The sequence below is a fragment of the Mesorhizobium sp. M0983 genome (assembly GCF_040318975.1).
Lineage (GTDB): Bacteria > Pseudomonadota > Alphaproteobacteria > Rhizobiales > Rhizobiaceae > Mesorhizobium.
The window spans coordinates 366,146-386,629 of record NZ_JAMYNH010000001.1; the positions used below are offsets into that span (position 1 = coordinate 366,146).

Annotated in this window: 23 protein-coding genes and 1 tRNA gene; 12 read left to right on the forward strand and 12 right to left on the reverse strand. The window is 61.9% G+C overall.

What is annotated here, in order from left to right:
- Window positions 1-114 precede the first annotated feature (114 nt).
- Window positions 115-2,034, forward strand: a complete 1,920-nt coding sequence (locus NKH71_RS01910) for a potassium transporter Kup (RefSeq protein WP_352483013.1) — start codon at window positions 115-117, stop codon at window positions 2,032-2,034.
- Between the two features lie 41 nt (window positions 2,035-2,075).
- Here NKH71_RS01910 and NKH71_RS01915 read toward each other — a convergent pair whose 3' ends face one another.
- A complete protein-coding gene (locus tag NKH71_RS01915) occupies window positions 2,076-2,966 on the reverse strand; it encodes an SDR family oxidoreductase (RefSeq protein ID WP_023720787.1) in 891 nt (296 codons plus the stop codon).
- Between the two features lie 136 nt (window positions 2,967-3,102).
- Between NKH71_RS01915 and NKH71_RS01920 the strand changes: the two genes are divergently transcribed.
- Window positions 3,103-3,513, forward strand: coding sequence for a winged helix-turn-helix transcriptional regulator (locus NKH71_RS01920; protein WP_023720786.1), 411 nt, complete (start codon window positions 3,103-3,105; stop codon window positions 3,511-3,513).
- Window positions 3,514-3,768: 255 nt separating this feature from the next.
- On the opposite strand, the gene NKH71_RS01925 is transcribed toward NKH71_RS01920, so the two are convergent.
- On the reverse strand, window positions 3,769-4,494 hold the full coding sequence (locus tag NKH71_RS01925) for a glutathione S-transferase family protein (RefSeq protein ID WP_036245317.1): 726 nt from the start codon (window positions 4,492-4,494) through the stop codon (window positions 3,769-3,771).
- Between the two features lies 1 nt (window position 4,495).
- Window positions 4,496-4,801 carry a Rieske (2Fe-2S) protein gene (locus NKH71_RS01930; RefSeq protein ID WP_023720784.1) on the reverse strand — a complete coding sequence of 102 codons (306 nt, stop codon included), beginning with the start codon at window positions 4,799-4,801 and terminating at the stop codon, window positions 4,496-4,498.
- A gap of 100 nt (window positions 4,802-4,901) precedes the next feature.
- Here NKH71_RS01930 and NKH71_RS01935 point away from each other — a divergent pair, with 100 nt between their 5' ends.
- Window positions 4,902-5,354: a MarR family winged helix-turn-helix transcriptional regulator gene (locus NKH71_RS01935; RefSeq protein WP_023720783.1), complete on the forward strand. Its 453-nt coding sequence runs from the start codon at window positions 4,902-4,904 to the stop codon at window positions 5,352-5,354.
- Between the two features lie 37 nt (window positions 5,355-5,391).
- On the opposite strand, the gene NKH71_RS01940 is transcribed toward NKH71_RS01935, so the two are convergent.
- Window positions 5,392-5,820: an anthrone oxygenase family protein gene (locus NKH71_RS01940; protein ID WP_023720782.1), complete on the reverse strand. Its 429-nt coding sequence runs from the start codon at window positions 5,818-5,820 to the stop codon at window positions 5,392-5,394.
- Between the two features lie 155 nt (window positions 5,821-5,975).
- Here NKH71_RS01940 and NKH71_RS01945 point away from each other — a divergent pair, with 155 nt between their 5' ends.
- The 5 genes from NKH71_RS01945 to NKH71_RS01965 all read left to right on the forward strand — a co-directional run bounded on the left by NKH71_RS01945 (window position 5,976) and on the right by NKH71_RS01965 (window position 10,521).
- Window positions 5,976-6,629: a TetR/AcrR family transcriptional regulator gene (locus NKH71_RS01945; RefSeq protein WP_023720781.1), complete on the forward strand. Its 654-nt coding sequence runs from the start codon at window positions 5,976-5,978 to the stop codon at window positions 6,627-6,629.
- Between the two features lie 23 nt (window positions 6,630-6,652).
- Entirely contained in the window at window positions 6,653-7,672 is a 1,020-nt protein-coding gene (gene ilvC, locus NKH71_RS01950) for a ketol-acid reductoisomerase (protein ID WP_352483016.1), read from the forward strand.
- Window positions 7,673-7,910: 238 nt separating this feature from the next.
- Window positions 7,911-8,888: a DUF3592 domain-containing protein gene (locus NKH71_RS01955; protein ID WP_352483017.1), complete on the forward strand. Its 978-nt coding sequence runs from the start codon at window positions 7,911-7,913 to the stop codon at window positions 8,886-8,888.
- A gap of 495 nt (window positions 8,889-9,383) precedes the next feature.
- Complete coding sequence (locus tag NKH71_RS01960; RefSeq protein WP_352483018.1) at window positions 9,384-9,905, forward strand: hypothetical protein; 522 nt, start codon at window positions 9,384-9,386, stop codon at window positions 9,903-9,905.
- Window positions 9,898-10,521, forward strand: coding sequence for a hypothetical protein (locus NKH71_RS01965; RefSeq protein ID WP_352788440.1), 624 nt, complete (start codon window positions 9,898-9,900; stop codon window positions 10,519-10,521). Before NKH71_RS01960 ends, NKH71_RS01965 begins: the two co-directional genes overlap by 8 nt.
- A gap of 11 nt (window positions 10,522-10,532) precedes the next feature.
- Here NKH71_RS01965 and NKH71_RS01970 read toward each other — a convergent pair whose 3' ends face one another.
- A complete protein-coding gene (locus NKH71_RS01970; RefSeq protein WP_352483022.1) occupies window positions 10,533-10,817 on the reverse strand; it encodes a PilZ domain-containing protein in 285 nt (94 codons plus the stop codon).
- Window positions 10,818-10,992: 175 nt separating this feature from the next.
- Window positions 10,993-11,580: a BA14K family protein gene (locus tag NKH71_RS01975; protein WP_352483023.1), complete on the reverse strand. Its 588-nt coding sequence runs from the start codon at window positions 11,578-11,580 to the stop codon at window positions 10,993-10,995.
- A gap of 187 nt (window positions 11,581-11,767) precedes the next feature.
- On the opposite strand from NKH71_RS01975, the gene NKH71_RS01980 reads away from it, so the two are divergent.
- Window positions 11,768-12,880, forward strand: coding sequence for an endonuclease/exonuclease/phosphatase family protein (locus tag NKH71_RS01980; RefSeq protein ID WP_023720773.1), 1,113 nt, complete (start codon window positions 11,768-11,770; stop codon window positions 12,878-12,880).
- Window positions 12,881-12,887: 7 nt separating this feature from the next.
- Complete coding sequence (locus NKH71_RS01985; RefSeq protein WP_023720772.1) at window positions 12,888-13,616, forward strand: hypothetical protein; 729 nt, start codon at window positions 12,888-12,890, stop codon at window positions 13,614-13,616.
- Here the strand turns inward: NKH71_RS01985 and NKH71_RS01990 are convergent.
- From NKH71_RS01990 to NKH71_RS02005, 4 genes are all read right to left on the reverse strand, one after another.
- Window positions 13,613-13,855 (reverse strand): hypothetical protein, encoded by a 243-nt coding sequence (locus NKH71_RS01990; RefSeq protein WP_023720771.1) that lies wholly within the window; start codon window positions 13,853-13,855, stop codon window positions 13,613-13,615. The genes NKH71_RS01985 and NKH71_RS01990 overlap by 4 nt on opposite strands.
- A gap of 113 nt (window positions 13,856-13,968) precedes the next feature.
- Window positions 13,969-15,186, reverse strand: a complete 1,218-nt coding sequence (locus tag NKH71_RS01995; RefSeq protein ID WP_352639668.1) for an ABC transporter permease — start codon at window positions 15,184-15,186, stop codon at window positions 13,969-13,971.
- 2 nt (window positions 15,187-15,188) lie between these two features.
- The gene (locus tag NKH71_RS02000; RefSeq protein WP_352495192.1) at window positions 15,189-15,896 is read right to left on the reverse strand and encodes an ABC transporter ATP-binding protein; all 708 of its coding nucleotides are present in this window, start codon (window positions 15,894-15,896) and stop codon (window positions 15,189-15,191) included.
- A 2-nt stretch (window positions 15,897-15,898) separates the two neighbouring features.
- A complete protein-coding gene (locus NKH71_RS02005; RefSeq protein ID WP_352639666.1) occupies window positions 15,899-17,191 on the reverse strand; it encodes an efflux RND transporter periplasmic adaptor subunit in 1,293 nt (430 codons plus the stop codon).
- A 111-nt stretch (window positions 17,192-17,302) separates the two neighbouring features.
- On the opposite strand from NKH71_RS02005, the gene NKH71_RS02010 reads away from it, so the two are divergent.
- Window positions 17,303-18,208, forward strand: coding sequence for a PhzF family phenazine biosynthesis protein (locus NKH71_RS02010; protein WP_352788435.1), 906 nt, complete (start codon window positions 17,303-17,305; stop codon window positions 18,206-18,208).
- Between the two features lie 344 nt (window positions 18,209-18,552).
- Window positions 18,553-18,628 (forward strand) — tRNA-Lys (locus NKH71_RS02015).
- A 78-nt stretch (window positions 18,629-18,706) separates the two neighbouring features.
- Here NKH71_RS02015 and NKH71_RS02020 read toward each other — a convergent pair.
- Together NKH71_RS02020 and cobT are read right to left on the reverse strand one after the other, a co-directional pair.
- Window positions 18,707-19,447, reverse strand: a complete 741-nt coding sequence (locus tag NKH71_RS02020; protein WP_023720767.1) for a hypothetical protein — start codon at window positions 19,445-19,447, stop codon at window positions 18,707-18,709.
- Window positions 19,448-19,473: 26 nt separating this feature from the next.
- On the reverse strand, window positions 19,474-20,484 hold the full coding sequence (cobT, locus tag NKH71_RS02025) for a nicotinate-nucleotide--dimethylbenzimidazole phosphoribosyltransferase (protein ID WP_352788433.1): 1,011 nt from the start codon (window positions 20,482-20,484) through the stop codon (window positions 19,474-19,476).

The window sequence follows — 20,484 nt, forward strand, 5'->3', positions numbered from 1 at the left end:
GAGTCTGCCAAGTCGTGGACGACTCGCAATATCGGGACGGAGCCATTACGTGACGGCACTTGATATTGCAGCGCAGCAAGCGTAGAGCACCGCCCGCTTATCGGAGTGTCGTCCATGGCCCTTGCCAATGCTGGTAACGAGGCAGAACCTGTCGAACAATCAAGCCATTCTGAGGTCGAGCAGCACAGCACCAAGGTGCTGATGCTGGGCGCACTCGGTGTGGTTTACGGCGATATAGGCACCAGCCCGATCTATGCATTCCGAGAGGCGTTGCATGCATCAGCCGGCGGCAACGTCGCCAACCGTGGCGACATCCTGGGCGTACTCTCGCTGATCATCTGGTCGCTGACGATCACCGTCACCATCAAATACATCATGTTCGTGCTTCGTGCCGACAATCGCGGCGAGGGCGGGGTGCTGTCGCTGATGGCGCTGGCGCGCAACAGTTTCCCGACGCGCTCGGCGGTGATCCTCGGCATCGGCATTGTCGGCGCGGCGCTTTTTTTCGGCGACGCAGTCATTACGCCGGCGATCTCGGTACTATCGGCGGTCGAAGGCATGAATGTCGTCACGCCGACATTCCAGCCCTATGTGGTGCCGCTGACGCTGGCCATCCTGGCGATCGTGTTTGCGGTACAGCGGTTCGGCACCGGCGGCGTAGGATTGGTGTTCGGGCCAGTCACGGCGCTGTGGTTCCTGGCCATCGGCCTTTCCGGCATTAACCACATCATCGCCGATCCGGAAATCCTGCTGGCGATCAGCCCGCATTACATCGTGTCGTTCCTGGTCAACTCGCCCGACGTCGCCTTCGTCACTGTTGGTGCGGTCTTCCTCGCCGTCACCGGCGCTGAGGCGCTCTATGCCGATCTCGGCCATTTCGGCCGCAAGCCGATCGTGCTCGCCTGGCTGGCAATTGTGTTCCCTTGTCTGTTGCTCAACTATGTCGGGCAAGGTGCCTTCGTGCTCGCAAATGGCGGTGTTGTCGGCCATCCCTTCTTTGAGATGAACCAGGGCTGGACGCTTATTCCGATGGTCGTGCTGGCGACGGCGGCGACCGTCATCGCCAGCCAGGCGGTGATCTCCGGCGCTTTCTCGCTGACCAGGCAGGCGGTGCAGCTCAACATGCTGCCGCGTTTCGTCATCCAGCACACGTCGGAAAAACAGTCGGGCCAGATCTATCTGCCGCGCATCAACCTGATGCTGGCGCTGGTGGTGATGTTGCTGGTGGTCGGCTTCGGCGAATCCAGCCGCCTGGCCTCGGCCTACGGTATTTCGGTGACCGGCAACATGCTGGTGACGAACATACTGCTTTTTGTTGTAATGACGCGCATCTGGAAATGGCCGCTCGGCGTCGCGGTCGCCTTGATGGCGGTGTTCGCCTTCGTCGATACCGGCTTCTTTGCAGCCAACATAGTCAAGGTGTTTGAAGGGGGCTGGTCCTCGCTTGCCATTGCCGCAGTTATTGTGCTGACCATGTGGACCTGGATCCGCGGCACCCGCTATTTGTTCGAAAAGACCCGCCGGAACGAGATCCCGCTGGATTTCCTCGCCGGCAATCTGCTGAAGAAGAAGCCGCATCTGGTGTCGGGCACCGCAGTGTTCCTGACCAGCGATCCGCTGAGTGCGCCGACGGCGCTGATGCACAGCCTCAAGCACTACAAGGTGCTGCACGAACAGAACGTCATCCTTTCGGTGGTGACGGCGCCGCAGCCTGTCGTGCCCGACAGCGAGCGCGTCAAGATGGAGACGGTCAACGAGCTGTTCATGCGGGTGACGCTGACCTTCGGCTACATGGAGCAGCCCAATATCCCGCGCGCGCTGGCGATCTGCCGCAAGCAGGGCTGGAAGTTCGACATCATGACGACATCCTTCTTCCTGTCGCGGCGCTCGCTCAAGGCATCGCCCAATTCCGGCATGCCGGTCTGGCAGGACAAGCTGTTCATCGGGCTGGCGCGCTCGGCGGCCGATGCGACGGAATATTTCCAGATCCCGACCGGACGCGTCGTCGAGATCGGGACGCAGGTGGCTATCTAAACAAACGGCCGTGCCCCTTGAGGGCACGGCCATTGTGAGGCTCAGCTCACCAGAGCCGCCTTGTTTGCTTCAAGAAATTGCTTCAGCGGCTGCGGCTTCCTGCCGGACAGCGTCTCGACCGCGTCGGTCACCATGCTGATGCGACCGGAGCGGGTGTTGGTATCGAAGGAAACGATAACGGGGGCGAAAGCCTCGGGAACGCCGGCTGCCTTCAATCCCTCGGTCAGCGCTTCATCCGAAAGCTGGACAACTTCGATCGGCTTGCCGGTGATCTCGGTGACGAGGGCTGCAATTTCGGCCATCGTGTGGGCCTTGGGGCCGGTCAGCGTGTATGTCGTGCTTTCGGTTGCGCTCGAAGCGAGGCCGGCGGCAATCGCGGCAGCCATATCGTCGCGCGCGCCGTGGGCAATGCGGCCGTCTCCAGCGGACGTGTACCACTGCCCAGAGGCGATGGCGTGCGGCAGCGCCAGGAACAGGTTCTCCTGATACCAGCCGTTGCGGAAGATGGTGGAGGGGATACCGCTCGCCTTGATCGCCTGCTCGGTGCCGTGGTGATCGGGCGCAAACAGCACCGGCGATCCTGGCTCCGGATTGGGCATCGATGTGTAGAGCAGATGCGAAACACCCGCGCTTTTTGCGGCGGCGACCGCGGTCTCATGTTGCTTCAGGCGCTTGCCCGGAATGGCGAGCTCGTTTGTCGAAATGATCAGAACCCTGTCGGCGCCGGTAAATGCACTGGCCAACGATGCGGTGTCGTCGAAGTCGACCGTCCTGATGGTGACGCCTCGGGCTGCCAGATCGGCCAGATTTTCCGGATTGCGGGTAGCGGCGATGATGCGCTGAGGGGAGACCTTGAGCGTGTCAAGCAGATGATTGATGACGCCGCGGCCAAGCTGGCCGGAGGCGCCGGTGACGAGAAGGGTGTCGGTCATGAAAGGTCCTGACGTTGCGCCGGAGCGGCGGGTGCATATGTTAGTCTCAAAAAGAGACCAGCACTAAAATAGGAATTGACCCATCCTCGTAAAGAAGGCAGTTTTGCGGGAGGTAGGCACAGCCAGGGAACCAGCCATGGACGGCAAGATCGTCAATCTGAGATCGAAGCTCGAGATCTACAAAGCAGGCAGCGGTGGCGGAAACCTTGCGGATTGCCCGGTTCGCGACGTGATCCAGGGCATAAGCAACAAATGGAGTTCGCTGCTGATGGAGGCCTTGGCCGAGAAGCCGTACCGCTTTGGCGAGTTGCGGCGCCTCGTGCCCGATATTTCACAGCGCATGCTCACCCAGACGCTGCACGATCTGCAGCGCGACGGCTATGTGCATCGCGAGGTTTTTCCGACCAAACCGCCGAGCGTTGAATACAGCCTCACCGATCTCGGGCGCTCGATGTTTGGACCCTTGCACCAGCTGATCCAATGGGCCGAGCTCAATCACGGCGCTGTACGCGAGGCGCGGAAGGTTTTCGATGCTGCCGAAGGCTGAGTCTCAAGGCCGAGACAGCGGCTTGATTTAGCGACAACGCTGAAGGATTGTCCGGCCTGGGTCGGGTCGGGCAAATGGGCAATTCTCTGGACATCGCGATTGCCGGCGCGGCGATCAGTTACGCGCTCATCGGAACGGACGTATCGATACTGCGCTGGAGGCTTGCGTCCGCGACAGGCTGGTGGCCAGTGGCAAGCATTCCGCCGGAAACGAATATCCTTGCCTCGATGATTACAGGCACTGTGATCAATCCATTCAAGCCGATCGGGCTTGCGGAAGCCCGGTGGCCGGATCGTTTCGGCGGATGATTTCCGAAAGGTGCGAGCCCTTCGCCTGTAGGAATGTATGGAGGCGTTGCGGATAATCGGGAGCGACCGCGTCCTTCACGGATGGGCGTTTGCGCAACGCCTCGCGCCACACCTGGACATGCGGCTTTCCGTCCAGGATGCCGAAATCGCCGATCCGGTCGAAGACGTCGAAATAACGGAAAATCGGCCCGTAGACCGCGTCGACCAGTGAAAAGCGCTCACCGGCGAACCACGGCCCAACCGCGCCATTCGCCAGTTCCACTTCCAGGCGATCGAACACCGCCGATAGCGCCTCGCTTTCGGCGAGCAACGCGGCTTCCGTAGGCGCTGAATAGAAGCGGCCGATGGCATTGAGGATTGCCGAGCCAAACTCGATCCAGGCGCGATGTCGGGCACGGGCATAGGGATCGGTGGGATGCAGCGGATTGGGCTGGGTTTCCTCGAGGAATTCGAGGATGACGAGCGATTCGAAGATCACCGTTTCCTGGCCGTCATGCTCAACGCGAAGCAGCGGCACCTTGCCGAGCGGCGATATCGCCTTGAACCAGGCAGGCTTGTTGGCGAGATCGACGGCGATGCGCTCGAACGGCACGCCCTTTTCGCGAAGCGAAATCGCCGCGCGCTGCACATAGGGACAAAGATGGTGGCTGACGAGGATGAGCTTGTCGGTCATCTCACTCTCCCCAGACATAGTTCAAGGCGCCGTTCTCGACGCGGGTGGAGAGGAACATCAGGCGGGAGCCCTTCGGCGCTGGGCCTTCGAGGCGATCACCGTTCGCCATGTCGAACGAGGCGCCGTGCCATTGGCAGACGAGCTTGCCGTCCTTGCAGTCGAGCGGGCCACCGAAGTGCAGGCAGACGTTGGCGGCGGCGCGGATACGCTCGCCGCTGCCGTAGACATGGACCTCGCGGCCGAAAAACGGAGCGATCAGGCTGCCTGTTTCCGGAATGTCGGCGATCCTGCAGATTTCATGCTTCATCGGAATTGCCTCTCATGATTGATGCGATTGCATCTATATAGATGCATTTGCATCGATCGTCAAGCTTGATGCAGTTGCATCTATCGCCTACGATGTAATCATGACCGGGATTCCTTCACCTCCAGCAATCAAAGCCTGGGCCCGCCTGATGCGGGTTTCGCGCCAGTTGTTGGAACGAGCCGAGGACGCGCTGAAGGACAGTGGCCTGCCGCCGCTTGCCTGGTACGACGTGCTGCATGAGCTTGCCGAGGCGGGCGAGGGCGGATTGCGGCCGTTCCAACTCACCGAGCGCACCCTGTTTGCGCAATACAACATCTCGCGGCTGCTGGCGCGGCTCGAAGCCGACGGGCAGGTCGAGAAGCTTCCAGTTGCCGATGACGGCCGCGGGCAAACCATCCGCATCACCGGCAAGGGGCGCGAGACGCGCCGCCGCATGTGGGTCGTCTACGGCCGCTCGATATCGGAGTTGGTCGGCTCCCAGCTTTCCAACGATGATCTGGACACGCTGTCGGCTCTGCTTGGGCGCCTGCGAGATCCGCCCGCCCTGGCGTGACACGCCTTCGTGCCGAAGATGGCGCGGATCTGCGAGGTCAGGCACTGCCCCAAAGGAATGCCAATGTCGCCAGAACCCCAAGCCCGACGCGGACCAGATGCAGATTGCCCCATTTGACGATCATTGTCCGAGCCTCAGGATTGACGGTGTTAGCGTCCATCACCTCCAGCAGCCGATTTGCCGGCATCATCACCAGCAGCGTCCATGGCCAAGGCAGGATGATCAGCACGGCGCCGGCCAGATAAGCGAGATTGCCGGTCTGCCACCACGCGACGAGGCCCAGAATACAGGCGATGACGGCGATCGAGGCCTGCATGGCGGCGCCGCGCTTGTAGGAAGGCTGCCATTCCTGCAGCAATGCTTTGTCATCGAGGCGAAGCCGCGCCGGCTGTTCGGCGACGCTGACGTAGATAGCCGCGCCTGCAAACACAGCGGCAACGGTCAAGGCAAGCAATCCGGCGAGCATGATCCGTGTCTCCCGTAATGCCCCGCATGGAGCAAGCTACAGAAATAAGGCTTGCGCCGGGTCGGGCAATACGCCATAAAGCCGAACCGTAACGTACGGTACGCGGTCGAGTTCGTATCTGAACTGCGGGTGAGTTCGCCTCCTGAGGAAAGACTGTGTTGCACGCTGTGACCGACATCGACACCAGCGAGACGCTGACGGAGCGGCAGAAGGCCGTGCTCGACGCCGCCCTTCGCCTGCTGGTCGAAGAGGGCGATCAGTTGACCATGACCGCCGTGGCGCGGCGGGCGAGCTGCTCGAAGGAGACGCTCTACAAATGGTTCGGCGATCGCGACGGGCTGTTGACGGCAACGGTGCAATGGCAGGCGTCCAAGGTGCGGGTAGTGCCGGTCGACCGCAAGGGACTCGATCTTGCCTCGCTGACGGCGAGCCTCGAACGCTTCGCTTCGGACTGGCTCAGGGTAATTTCGAGCGACACCTCGATCGCGCTGAACCGGGTGGCGGTCGGCCATGCTAGTTCGGGGAAGGACGATCTCGGCGCCATCGTGCTGGAGAACGGCCGCTTCGCGCTGGCCAGGCGGCTGAAGCCGGTGCTGGAGGCAGGCAAGGAAGCTGGTTTCCTCGAGTTTTCCGACGCTGAGATGGCTTTCCGCACCTTTTTCGGGCTGGTCGCCCGCGACGTGCAGATCCGCCTGCTGCTCGGCGACCGGCTGGAATTGACTGATGCGGCGATCGGCGGCGATGCCGTCCGGGCGACGCAGCAGTTTCTCGCTCTTTACGGGGCAAAAACCGGGCCGCAGGGCCTCTGAATTCAAAACGGGAAGGAAGAAAAATGCGTGTCTATTACGATCGCGACGCCGATCTCAACCTGATCAAAGGCAAGAAGGTTGCCATCATCGGCTATGGCAGCCAGGGCAGGGCGCATGCGCTCAACCTCAAGGATTCCGGCGTCAAGGATATCGCCATTGGCCTCAAGGCCGGCTCGGCGACCGCGAAGAAGGTCGAGGCCGACGGGCTCAAGGTGATGAGTGTGGCCGATGCCGCCAAATGGGCCGACCTGATGATGATGGCGACGCCCGACGAGCTGCAGGCCGACATCTACAGATCAGAGATCGCGCCGAACATCCGCGACGGCGCGGCGATCGCCTTCGCCCACGGCCTCAACGTGCATTTTGGCCTGATCGAGCCAAAAGCCTCGGTCGACGTCGTCATGATCGCGCCAAAGGGCCCGGGCCACACGGTGCGCGGCGAATACCAGAAGGGCGGCGGCGTGCCGTGCCTGGTCGCGGTCAACCAGGACGCTTCGGGCAATGCGCTCGATTTGGCGCTCTCCTACGCCTGCGGCGTCGGCGGTGGCCGTTCGGGCATCATCGAGACCAATTTCCGCGAGGAGTGCGAGACCGACCTGTTCGGCGAGCAGGTGGTGTTGTGCGGCGGTCTGGTCGAGTTGATCCGCGCCGGTTTCGAGACACTGGTGGAAGCGGGCTATGCGCCGGAAATGGCCTATTTCGAGTGCCTGCACGAGGTCAAGCTAATCGTCGACCTGATCTATGAAGGCGGCATCGCCAACATGAACTATTCGATCTCGAACACCGCCGAATGGGGCGAATACGTCTCGGGTCCGCGCATCATCACCGCCGAGACCAAGGCCGAGATGAAGCGCGTGCTCAAGGACATCCAGACTGGCAAGTTCACCTCGGAATGGATGCAGGAATACCGCGCCGGCATGTCGCGCTTCAAGGGCATCCGCCGCAACAACGACAGCCACCAGATCGAGGAAGTCGGCGCCAAGCTGCGCGCGATGATGCCGTGGATTTCCAAGAACAAGCTGGTCGACAAGGCCAAGAACTGAAGGAAATCCACGTTCGTTTCGTTACGCGTCCTCGGGCTTCGCCCTGCGGGCGCGTGGGAATTTCCAAGAACAAGCTGGTCGACAAGGCCAAGAACTGATCGCAATTTCATTGTCGATCAAGAAAGCCGGCGGAGCGATCCGCCGGCCTTTTTGCGTTGATTTCTCAGCAGGCGCGCTATTCCCGCTGTCGTGGTATGCGTGTGCAGGGCATGGCACAAAATGGCCAAGGGGGTGAGCGTTGGAACTCAAATTTCTGTTGGTCGGGTTTGCCGGCGCGGTTGCCGGCATGCTGTCCCTCGTCACCTTGCTGAAGTGGTGGGAGGTGAGGGCGGTCAGCCGCTGGTCTCCGACGCAGGGAAAGATCATCTCGTCGCGGGTCGAGGCTCGCGAGGTGACCAGTTCGGGATCCGGTTCGGACAGCAGAGGGTCGACCGAGATGCGCAACTTCCCGGCGATCACCTTCGAATACAAGGTGAACGGCAAGAAGTTTCGCAGTTCGCACTACAGCGTGCAGGAGAACCTTGGAAACTTTGCGGTGGCGGAAACCCTTGCGAAATTTCCAAACGGGGCCGGCGTAACCGTCTTCTACAATCCGGCCGATCCAGCCAAGGCCGTGATCGAACGCACCATGCCCGACGGTTCCTTCAAATTCATGGTCCAGCTTTCGGCCGGGTTGGTGGTCGGCGCGCTGGTATTGGTCTTCTCCGTTGGCGGCGTCCTGGAAGCGATCCGGCCGTTTTTGCCCAAGCCGCAGAACCTCGGCGCCGCGGCCCTGCTGCTTTTCATGGGATTGTTTGTCCTGCGCATGGGCTTTGCCCAGAAGTCACTTGCGGAACAGGCGGCCAAGTGGCCCATCACGGCAGGACGCATCGACGCCTCGGGCCTGCAGAAAGTCGAGACCCGCGACAGGTCCGGAGGCGGCTATCGGCCTTGGCACACAGTTTTCAAATCCCGCATCGTCTACAGCTATAGCGTTGCCGGCCAGCGCTACGCCGCCGATCGCATCGCTTTCGGCGCAAACGTGACGGCGTCGCTGCCGAGCCTCGTCAGCGGTCAATCGCAGCGCTACCTCGAGGGCGACAAGGTCGAGGTCTACTACGATCCCGCCAATCCGGCTGCAGCCGTTCTCGAATGCAGGGTGCGTGGGCTTTGGCTACTGTGGATCTGCGCCGCTGGCTTCCTTGGTGGAGCCGCGCTTCTGGTAGGCGTAATCTGAAGCTGCTGTTCTAGATGCTGCATATCCAGCGGAAGAAGGCACCTGTCGTCAGCATCTGACAAGAACTCCGCTGTCGAAGCCAGGCCAGGTCAATCTCACCGTCGTGCCATTGCCAACGATATGGACGAGACGCGAGAACGGCTCTTCGATCGTGGGATCAGAACCGTAGCATTGGCTGGCCCGCGCCACCCAGCCCGTGGATATCTTGCGAAACGTTGCGTGTTCGCAGCCGAAAGCAGGAACCGACAGTGCCTCAGGGTACAATGTGTAAACAGTCTGGCGTTGAACATCCGCGACGGCGGTACAGTTCGATCTGTCCCGGGACCATGTGCCCACATAGGGTTCCGTGGCAAAGGCGCTGCCGCACGAAAATGTTAAGATCGAAATGAGCATCAAGAGATTTCGCATCATCGATTTCTTTCTTTCGACCGGGCCTCGGGCCATGCTAAAGCATCGATGCTTAAACTTCACAATGCTGCTGCTCCAGGGACTCAAATGATCATCCGCAAAGCAGCAGCTATTTTTCTGAGCATGCTGAGCCTGTTGCAAGCAGCGAACGCGACAGAATGTTCGCTCAGCCACGCGACCTATCGCGAGCCGCGTTCGGGAGCGACGATACAGTTCCGGCCCATCGACCGCGAACCGGCCGCGCTGACGACAGAGGTCTTTTCGCTGATCGTGCCCAATACCCCCATTCGCCTGCCATCGGACATCACCTGGACCAATGGCAAGTACTCGTTTCCTGTGGGGACGATTCGGCACACCTGCAACGACGACGATCGTGAGGCGGGTCTCGAGGACGGCACCGGGCTGTGCAGAGTGTGGGATGGGCAGGTCTATGCGTTCAACGCAGGCGGTGCCGAGCAGTTGAGCTCCCTCGAAGCCTCGCCGGCACCAACAGGGTTGCTGCCGCCTGACTTTGGCGCGATTTTTACCGAATGGCCCGATTTCGCCAAAGCCAACCCCGATGGTTCAGCCTGGGATGCCTTTACCTTGCCGGGTTGCAGCGATGAATAGCAAGAGACTGCCGGCCTGCATCTGCGCCCTGCCGGTCCTTCTGGCCATGGCCATCGGGGCGCGTGCCGACCAAAGCAAGCCGTCGCGTCCGCCTGTCGACAAATGCACCTGGGAACGGCTGGCGGACAGAGATGTCGGGCTGGCTGCCTGGGTACAGCGCTGCGATTTCGGATTCCGCCAGATCCATTTCGAGCTTGGCGGCAATGCTCTTGCCATCAAATACAGCGATGGCGGGCCGGCCGATCCCGTCGTCGAAGTCTTCGATATGCTGCCGGGCGAGGCCGCTGGCGCCGCGTTGCAGCGAATATACTCGCAGAAGACCGAGAAGGCTGTCAGCACACGTTGCGTGCTCATGCCTTACACCGAAGGGGTCACGCCCACGGGCACCCTGCGGTATGTCTTCAGTCCCGATGCCGTTTATCTCAGTGAATTGAAAGCCGTTGCAGACCCTGACGAGGTCGGCGAACCGCCATGCGGCGAATGGGGCGAAGCCCCGGACGGCATTCAGTATTTCGAGGTACAATCACCCGAGCTGCGAAAGCTTCTGTTCATTCGCGTTGGCCAGGAGGAGCCGCTGTTTGACGAGCAGACACTGCAAGTCCTGCCACCCGGATAGGGCCGGGAACCTCAACCGTAGTGCCAGCTGGGCTTTGGTTCGGTGCCGGTGAACATCACCCCAATTCGGTCCTCGCGGCGCCAGCGGACCTCCGCCTTGTAGGCAATGCCGTCGGTTGGAACGTAGAGCAGGAACTCATCGGGCACGCGCGCGTCGATCGAGACCTTCAATTCGGCACCGCCGGCATGCATGTTGCGCAGCGTGCATGTGACCTCGGAGTTGGTCATGCCGGTCAGGATCGCCGCGCCCTTCAAGACGCGCTGCCGGCGTTTGTCCCTCTGTTCGTCCTCGGCCATCGTACGCAATCCAGCGATCTTTCGCGTCTCGGGCGTTCTGATCGGGAGGATTATTAGACCTGGCTGATAAAAATAGCGTTATCGCTGGTGGAGGCTGGACGATTTTCGCGATTCCTGGCTGAAAGAAAAAGGCGCCGCGAAGCACGGCGCCGAATGATGCTTGTTGTCGGCCTGCTCAGCTATAGGGCGAATAGCATTGCTGGCGCGGGCCGTTGTAGGGCTGGAACGTGTTGTCCCAGGCGCGGTACGACCGGTAGCGATTGTAACACCATTGGACATGCGCGCTGGACAGCCGCTGTGTCCGGTAATAGCGCCGCGGTGGCGGCGCGTCGTAGTAGTTGTAGTTGTTGTACAGGCTGCCAAGGCCGAGCCCCAGGCCCAAGCCAAGAATCGCGGCGCCCGCACCACCATCATCATAGTAGCCGCCACGGTAATGGCGGCGATGATGGCGCCTACGCCAGCTGTCGTCCCAGCCGCCATTGTCCCAGTGTCTCGAAAAATGACGGCCGCGGAAATTGTTGGACCGCCATCTCCAATCATTGTCGCCGTGCCATTGCCGAAAGCCGCGATGGCGCCAACGCCAGATCTGCCTGTCGTTGCCGCCTGCCCAATCTTCACGAATTTGCACGATGTCGGCGGCATTGCCCGCCACCGGCAGCAGGGGTTTGGGCATCGGCCCGGCAAGCGAGGGGGCCGAGAGGCCGGCTATCAGACCGAGGGCCATCAGCCCGGATCTGACGGAAGATAAAAAGAGCGGTTTCATCGCACTCTCCTAAGATTCAGGCCCCACGCCCAGAATACCCAGGGAAGAGCCCATTCATGGAACTTTCCATCTGAACGGAGGATGAACAAAAAAGGTTCCATCAACCATGACGAGCGCGCGGTCAATCGGGGCCGCCTGGGTTCTACGCCCTTGTTTTCGAGCGCGCTTGCGGGCAAAGGTCAAAGCCATGTCGCTGCGCCTTGCCACATTCAACGTCGAAAACCTGATGAACAGGTTTGATTATTCCGGATACCGCAATCAGCTCAACGAAGATCGCACGCTGGCGCTTTTCGACATCCAGAGCGAGGCCGAATACAAGATGCTCGAGCAGGCGCGGGCGATCGCGCAGTCTGACGACACGCGGCAGTTGACGGCACTGGCGATCGCGGCCACCCGCGCCGACATCATCTGCATGCAGGAGGTCGACAATATCGAGGCGCTGAGGGCCTTCGAATATGGCTATCTGTTCAAGATGGTGGGGCAAGGCTACCGGCAGAAATACACCACCGCCGGCAATGATTCGCGCGGCATTGACGTCGCCGTGATGATGCGCAACGAGACCGCGCAGGGCCAGCCGATCGAATTCGTGCGTATGACCAGCTACGCCTATGTCACGTTCGAGCAATTCGGGCTGCACACGGCGGAATTGGCAGCGCTTGGACATCAGGCCAATGAACGCATCTTCCGGCGCGACTGCCTGGAAATCGATCTGACGGTGGCTGGCGCGCCGTTGACACTCTATCTCGTGCATTTCAAGTCGATGGGCTCTCCCCGCAACGGCCTCGACGGCCGTGAAGCAACAATGCCGCTGCGCATCGCCGAGGCGCAAGCGGTGCGGCGGATCATTGAGGAGCGCTTCGGCAAGGACCATGCCGCCGACAAACGCTGGGCAATCTGCGGCGACATGAACGACTACCGGCAGCGCGTGAAGATTACCGGCGATGCCGTCGACGGCTATCGCTTCGAGGTCATCGACGAGACCCGGTCCTGCATCGACGTGCTCACTGCCGGCGGTTTTTGCGAAAACGCGGTCGAGCGGCGGCCGGAAATGGATCGCTGGACTTTCTATCACACGCGCGGACCGGAAGAGCGGCATCTCTGCCAACTCGACTACATCCTTTTGTCGAGGGCGCTAGCCAGGCAGAACGCCACCGCCGTTCCCGATATCATCCGCAACGGCCAGCCCTGGCGGACCATATTTCCGGCAGGCCAGGAGGTCGAGCGCTTTCCACGCGCCGGGTGGGACCGGCCTAAGGCATCCGACCATTGCCCGGTAGCAATTGCCCTCGACATGGCGTGAGACACGCGTGAGTTTCGACCTGCCGCGCAACGTCATCCTGCCGGTCGATGCCATCGACGTCAGGCTCGATCCCGGCCCACATCCGTTCGAGCGCGATAATGCCGAGGCGATCGCCGCAAACTGGCGGCGTGAGACCGCAGCCAAGCCGGCGCTTTTTGACGGCACCGTGGTGCTGCTTTCCGCTCTCAGCTATCGCGACAATCGCCTCGTCGGCCGCTGCCATGCGGTGCGTTATTCGACCTTCATGCTTTGGCGCAGCAATAGGCAGGTGCCTGGCGCCGAACATGCCTACGCGCACGCCATGCTGGTCGCCGGCGACAACGCGTTGGTGGCGATCCGCATGGCGCCGCATACGGTCAATGCCGGGCGCGTCTACTTCGCCGCCGGTTCGTTCGAGCCAACCGATTTCCACGACGGCCTTGTCGACGTCGACTTCAACATGATCCGCGAGGTGCGGGAAGAGACCGGCCTCGACCTATCAGGCGCGGCACGCGGCAGGCACCATTACGCCCTGTCGACGGCAAGCGGCACGGTGATCTTTCGCCGCTACCGCGAGACGGCCTCCGCCGACGACCTGGCACAGCGGATCAGCGCTTTCGTCGCCGCCGAGTCAGAGCCTGAAATCGAAGGCCCCGTCATCATCCGCAATGCCGCCGATCTGCCGGACGGGCTGATGCCGCATATGAGACCGCTGATCGAATGGCACTTTGCGAGCGAGCAAGGCTTCCGACTCTAACGTCGTAGCCTGCCTTCAATAGCCTTGCGGTCGTTGCGGGCGGCGACAAAATACAACAGCACGCCGAGACCCAGGAGCGCCCCCATCGCCGTTCCCATCGTCTGCCCAATTACCTGCTGGAAGTCAGCGGTGACGCGATCGGGATTCTCCATCCCATAAAGGATCAAATTCCACCAAAGCCCTGCCAAGGCGGCTTCGACGATCACAATCGCCAGAGCCAGTCGCGCTTTCTTGCTCATCCATTGTTCCCCCTTAGTCCCCAACAGCATTGTTATCATTGCAGAATGTGCTGCGACAAGGGCAGGTTGCATAAAAAATCGGCAGCGTCTGGAGGCGACACTTGCTGCAACGCCTACTCATGTCTCAGCGCGTCGATCGGGTTAAGCCGCGCGCCGCGCAGCGCCGGGAAGAAGCCGAACACCATTCCGATCAGCGCGGAGAAGCCGACCGCAAGCAGGATGACCGCCGGGCTTGGCGCAAACGGGATCGTCAGCGTCAGCGAGGCAAGGCCGGCAAGCGCCAGGCCGATCAGGATGCCGATGATGCCGCCAAGCAGCGACAGCACGGTTGCCTCGACCAGGAACTGGATGAGGATATGCTTTTCGTGGGCGCCGATGGCGAGCCTGATGCCGATCTCGCGCGTGCGCTCGGTTACCGACACCAGCATGATGTTCATGATGCCGATGCCGCCGACGAGCAGGCTGACGCCGGCGACGGCGCCGAGCATGCCAGTCATGGTGGTGGTCGCGCTGGCCATGGCATCGGCGATCTGGGTCATGTCGCGGATCGAGAAATCATCGTCACGGTCGGGCGTGATGCGGCGTGTGTCGCGCAAGATGTCCTCGACGCGCTGCTGCAGCACCGTGGTCAGCGTACGGTCGTCGGCGGCGACATAGATCGAGTCGATGTCGCGATTACCGGCAATGCGACGCTGATAGGCGGCAAGCGGCATCAGCACGACATTGTCCTGGTCCTGGCCGAAGCCGGTATAGCCCTTCGGTTCGAGCAGGCCGATGATCTTGCAGGAGGTGCGGTTGACGCGGATGATCTCGCCTTCGGGATCGCCGGCGCCGAAGAACTGCTGGCGCACCGTCTCGCCGACGAGGCAGACGCCGGTGCCGGAGCGGGTTTCCGAATCGCTGAAGGGGCGGCCCGAGACCAGCTTCCAGTCGCGGGCATCGAGATAGGCGCTGTCGGTGCCGGTGACGCCCGAGGTCAGGCTTTCGGTGCCGAAAATGACGCGCACCTGCTTTTGCGACGCCGGCGAGATGGCGCGCGCGCCGTCCAGGTGCGCGACAAGCGCGACGAAGTCCTTGTCGGCAAGAGGCCGGACCACCTGGTCGAGCCCTCCCGGGCCGCCGGGTCCGGCCGGCCGGCCGGAACGAATGACGAGCAGGTTGCTGCCGAGCTTGGAAATGTCGGACTTGACCTTCTCGGTGGTGCCCGAGCCGATGGTCAGCATGGCGATAACGGCGGCGACGCCGATGACGATGCCGAGCAGTGTCAGGAACGAGCGCAGCACGTTGCGGCGGATGGAGCGGAGCGAGAGGCGAACGGTTTCCCAGATCATGGCTAGGCCATCTCGAGATTGGCTGTGTCCGAGGCGACATGGCCATCGAGGAAACGGATCGTGCGCTGCGCACAGCCGGCAACATCGGCTTCGTGCGTGACCATCGCGATGGTCAGACCGAGCTCGGTATTCAACTGCGTCAGGAGCTCCATGATCTCGTGCGTGCGGGCGGTGTCGAGATTGCCGGTCGGTTCGTCGGCGACGAGCAGCGTCGGCCTGGTGACGATGGCGCGCGCGATCGCCACGCGCTGCTGCTGGCCGCCGGACAGCTCGGCCGGCGTATGATGCTCGCGGCCGATAAGGCCGACCTCGGCAAGTGCCTGCATGGCCAGGCCGCGGCGCTCGCGGGCACCGACGCCGCGATAGATCAGCGGCAGTTCGACATTCTCGGCCGCCGTGGTGCGCGGCAACAGATTATAGCCCTGGAAAACGAAGCCGACATAAAGATTGCGCAGCTGAGCACGGCGGTTGCGGTCGAGACGGCCGGCGTCGATGCCTTCGAAGCTGTAGGTCCCGGCCGTCGGCGTGTCGAGGCAGCCAATGATGTTCATGGCCGTCGATTTGCCCGAGCCGGACGGGCCCATGATGGCGACGAATTCGCCGCGCCTGATGGCGAGGTCGACGCCGGCCAGCGCATGCACCCGGGCTTCGCCCTGGCCATAGCTTTTGCAGACCTTGTCGAAGCCGATGAGGGTCGCGCCGGATGCCACGATCAGCTCCTCTGCTGCGAGGCGGTAATGACTTGCGCGCCTTCCTCGAGGCCGGAAACGATCTCGGTCAGTTCGCCATCTGTCGAGCCGACCTTGACGTTGACCGGATGCGGCCGCCCATTCTCCAGCACGTAGAGCGTGCGCGAGCCGTCGGTGGGCTTCGTCGCCGCCTGGCGCTGGCGGTTGCCTCCGGGGCGTCCCATGCGGCCAGTGAACAGGTCGGTGAGGCTCCAACCGCGCTCCGCCGTCTGCGCCGGCCGGTAGCGGAAGGCGATGGACGGCACGGTTAGCACGTTTTTGGCCTGCTTGGTGACGACCGAGACGGTGGCGGTCATGCCGGGCCGCAACAGAAGCTCGCTGTTGTCGACATCCAGCCTTGCATCGTAAGTGACGACGCCGTCGGTAGTGACCGAGGCATAGGAAATGTCGCGGATTTCGGCGTCGAATGGCCGTTCAGGGAACGCATCGACGGTGAAGCGCGCATGCTGGCCGGGTTTGACGGCGCCGATGTCGGCCTCGTCGACCGCAGCCTTCAGCTCCATGTTCTTCAGATCCGCTGCGATGACGAACAGCACCGGCGCCTGCAGCGACGAGGCGACCGTCTGGCCGGGGTCGACCGAGCGCGTCAATATGATGCCGTCGATGGGAGCGTAGATGGTGCTCTTGGCAAGATCCGTCTGCTGCGCCTTGAGATCGGCATTGGCCATGGCGAGGTTGGCTCTGGCGATATCGAGCGCCGCCTTCGAGCGGTCGCGCGTGGCGGTTGCCGCTTCAAGCGACTGGTCCGTCGCCATGCCGCGCTTGGTCAATTGCGCCGCGCGCACCAGGCCCTTTTCGTTTTCGGCCAGGGTCACGGTGGCGTCCTCGACGCTCGCCGCCGCCGCCTTGGCGGAGGCCTGGGCGCGCTCGATCTGGACCTCCAGCTTGGCAGTGTCGAGCGCGGCCAGCACATCGCCCTTCTTCACCAGCTGGTTCTCGTTGACCGAGACCGAGCGGACGACGCCGGAGAGTTCGCTGGAAATATCGACCTGGGTGAGGGGCTGCAGCGTGCCAGTAGCCGAAACCGCGACGGTAAGATCGGCCATGGCAGCCAGTGTCGTGGTATACTCGATCTTGGCGGGCGAGCCCGCGTACCACTCATAGCCGGCAAAAGCCGCGGCGACGGCAAGCAGTGCGAACACTGCGTAAAGCCAACCGCGACGGCGTTTTGTCTTCAGGCCCTGGTGGTCAAGCCCGAGCGCCGTCTCGATGGCGGAAGTGGAATCCGTCTTTGGCAGATTGACAATCTGGTCCACGCCGGACCCCTATGTTCAGTGATGTCCCATCAGTGCACAAATCAGGCCTAATGGTTCAAAATTCAAATTAAATTTCGCTCATGTTGGGAATGAGGCAGAGGACTTACTGAAATGCAGAAGCGGAATTACTTGCTTTACGACGTATTCACCACCACCCGGCTGGCCGGCAATCCGCTGGCCGTGGTACTCGACTGCGACGGGCTGGACGTTGCGGCGATGCAGGCGGTGGCGCGCGAGTTCAACCTGTCCGAAACCGTCTTCGTGCTGCCGCCCGACAACCCGAAGCACCGGGCCCGCATCCGAATCTTCACGCCTGACTATGAAATGCCGTTCGCCGGCCACCCAACTGTCGGCTCGGCGATAGCGCTCGCCGAAATGGCGGGAGAGGCCGCCGGCATCTTCGTGCTCGAGGAGAATATCGGCCCGGTGCGCTGCGCTGTCAGCAAGCACGATGGTTCGACCTTCGCCGAGTTCGACCTGGCAAAACTGCCGGCGCAGCTGGAATTGTCGGCCGATCCCGAGGCGATCGGTGCGGCCCTTGGCCTTGGGCCGCACGAGATCGGCTTCGAGAACCACCGCGTTTCATTTTGGTCGGCTGGAGTGCCTTACGTGACCATCCCCGTCGCCAATCTAGAGGCGGCTGCCCGGATCAGGCTGGACAACCAGGCGTGGACGGAACTGGCGCCGCGCAAGAGCGAATGGGCCTTCGCCAGCCCCTATGTGTATTGCCGCGAGACGGTGCACCACGACAGCGCCTTCCATGTCCGCATGGTCGTACCCGGCAACCCTTCCTACGAAGACCCGGCGACCGGCTCGGCGGCCGCCGCCTTCGCCGGCGCGATCATGCATTTCGACCGGCCGACGGATGGTGCGTCGCAGCTGTGGATCGAGCAAGGGCTGGAGATGGGCCGGCCGTCGCGCATTCGCCTCGAACTGAATGTCGAAGGCGGCAAACTGGCAGCCGCCCGCATCGGCGGCCATGCGGTCAAGGTGGCGGAAGGCAAGCTGTTTGTCTGATCCTACCTTACGCTTCGTCTTCCTAGGGCGGAGCAGGAGCGAAGCGACTCGCGAAGACTCTGGGATCCATGCCGTGACCGGACGGCAACGCACCGACGGTGCAAGCTGGACTTCAACAAGCCGCCGTCTTTCTGCTCATTTGCGGACGGATGCTAATCCGCGTCGCTGCGTTCTTCGACGACTGTCACGGCACGGGTCCCAGGGTCTGCGCTCCGCTTCGCGTTCGCTCCGCCCAGGGATGACGAGACCCCCGGTGCGATTTGTCGGGAAATGAATCCGGCAGGGCTGGACATGGCGGATGTCGGCGGCTATATGCCCGCCAACGCCGGTTTTGCCGGCCGAGTGGGTGCGTAGCTCAGTTGGTAGAGCAGCTGACTCTTAATCAGCGGGTCCACAGTTCAATCCTGTGCGCACCCACCAAATTTTTCAGAAAATTGGTGGAAAGACCTAGAAAGCGGGATGTTTCGCCGCTGTCGGGTGGCCGCATTTATGCAACCGCTATTGGATAGTTGGCCGCAGACAGCTGAGGATCGCCCGCACTATGGCCAAGACGCCGTCGACGGCATCGAAGTTTGTCCTGCTTTTACCGACGGTCCATTTAAGGTCGGGTGCTTCGGGCAAACGGAGGTCCTGACAGACAAACCAGCCTGAAAGCATAAAGAGGTCTAGATGTCTCGGATCGCCTTCCGAATAGTAAGGAAATTGGAAGAACAATCTTACGGGGCCACCGTATGCTAGCTTGAAAGTCATCGAGAATCTAATATCATGACCAAATTTGTCTTCGAAGATTCCGCTAAAACTAAGGTCTCGGGCATCGTATTGATGCCATTGCGTCGATAGCCCCAAAGAACTCCAAGCCTTAAGGGTATGGGCTTTCAGCTCCTTGCGATTAGGGAATTTTGCCTCTTCAGGGTTATAGGGAGTAGGCGGATCGACATAGTCCGTCTCGGTTCTCCACTCCTCCGCAGCGCTGCGAAGATCTTCGAAAATCTGAACGATTTTCGGATTTGTCTGCTCGCCGGAAAAAATTGAAATTCGCCATTGAGAAATCATCTCGCACAGTTCTTCGACCGTATGGCCGGATCGCTCTGCCCAATCCGCCGTGGCCAGTATCCACGGCGAATTGTATTTCAACCCAGCAAAAGCTCCGCTCTTGCTGTCGAAATCTTCGATAATCCGAGCAAGAATATCGCGAAGCCCCTGTTTGGGGTTTCCGAAATGTTGCGAGGGTTCGTTCATCGACGCAGCCCAAACTTTGCGAGCGTTTACGTCTCCGAAACACCAGCCTCAGCAAAGCTTGCCATGCGGGCGTGGCATTCGAGCGCTGAACGAACAATGTTGACGGCGAGGCAGGCGCCGGAGCCTTCGCCGAGCCGCATGCCGAGATCAAGCAGCGGCGGCAGGCCGAGCGCTTCGAGCAGGCGGCGATGGCCGGATTCGGCGGAGACGTGGGCAGCGAGTGTGTGGGCGAGGCCTGCCGGGTGCAGTTTCGCCAGGGGTGCGGCGGCGGCGGTGCAGACGAAGCCGTCGAGCAGCACCGGCACACCAAGACGGCGAGCGGCGAGCGTTGCGCCGAAGATGGCGGCGAGTTCGCGCCCGCCAAGCGTGGCTGCGATCTGCAGGGGATCAGTGAGAGCCTCGGCGTGGCGCTTGAGGCCGGCCTCGATGGCGACGATCTTGCGCACAAGGCCGGCATCATCGACGCCGGTGCCGCGCCCGGTCCATCTTTCCGCGCCGCCGCCGAACAGCGCGGTTGAGATGGCCGCCGCCGGGGTGGTGTTGCCGATGCCCATTTCACCGAAGCAGACGAGGTCGAGATCCTTGCTGACCGCGTCGTAGCCCGCGGAGACAGCGGCGAGGAAGGCCTCGTCATTCATTGCGGGTCCTTGGGTGAAATCGCCGGTCGGACGGTCGAGGTCGAGCGGGATAACATCGAGATCGGCGCCGGCGATGCGGGCAAGCTGGTTGATGGCGGCGCCGCCGCCGGCGAAATTCGCCACCATCTGCACGGTGACTTCCGACGGGAAGGCCGACACGCCTTGCGTGGTGACGCCGTGGTTGCCGGCGAAGACGAAGACCTTGACGCGGTCGAGCTTTGGCATGTCGCGGCCCTGCCAGCGCGCCAGCCAGGCGGCTATCGTCTCCAGTCGGCCGAGGCTGCCTTGCGGCTTGGTCAGCGTGTCCTGACGGCGGGCGACGGCATTGGCCGCGGTGTCGCTGCCGTTGGGCAGGTCAAGGCAGGCGGCGCGCAGTTCATCGAGCGATTTGAAAGGCAT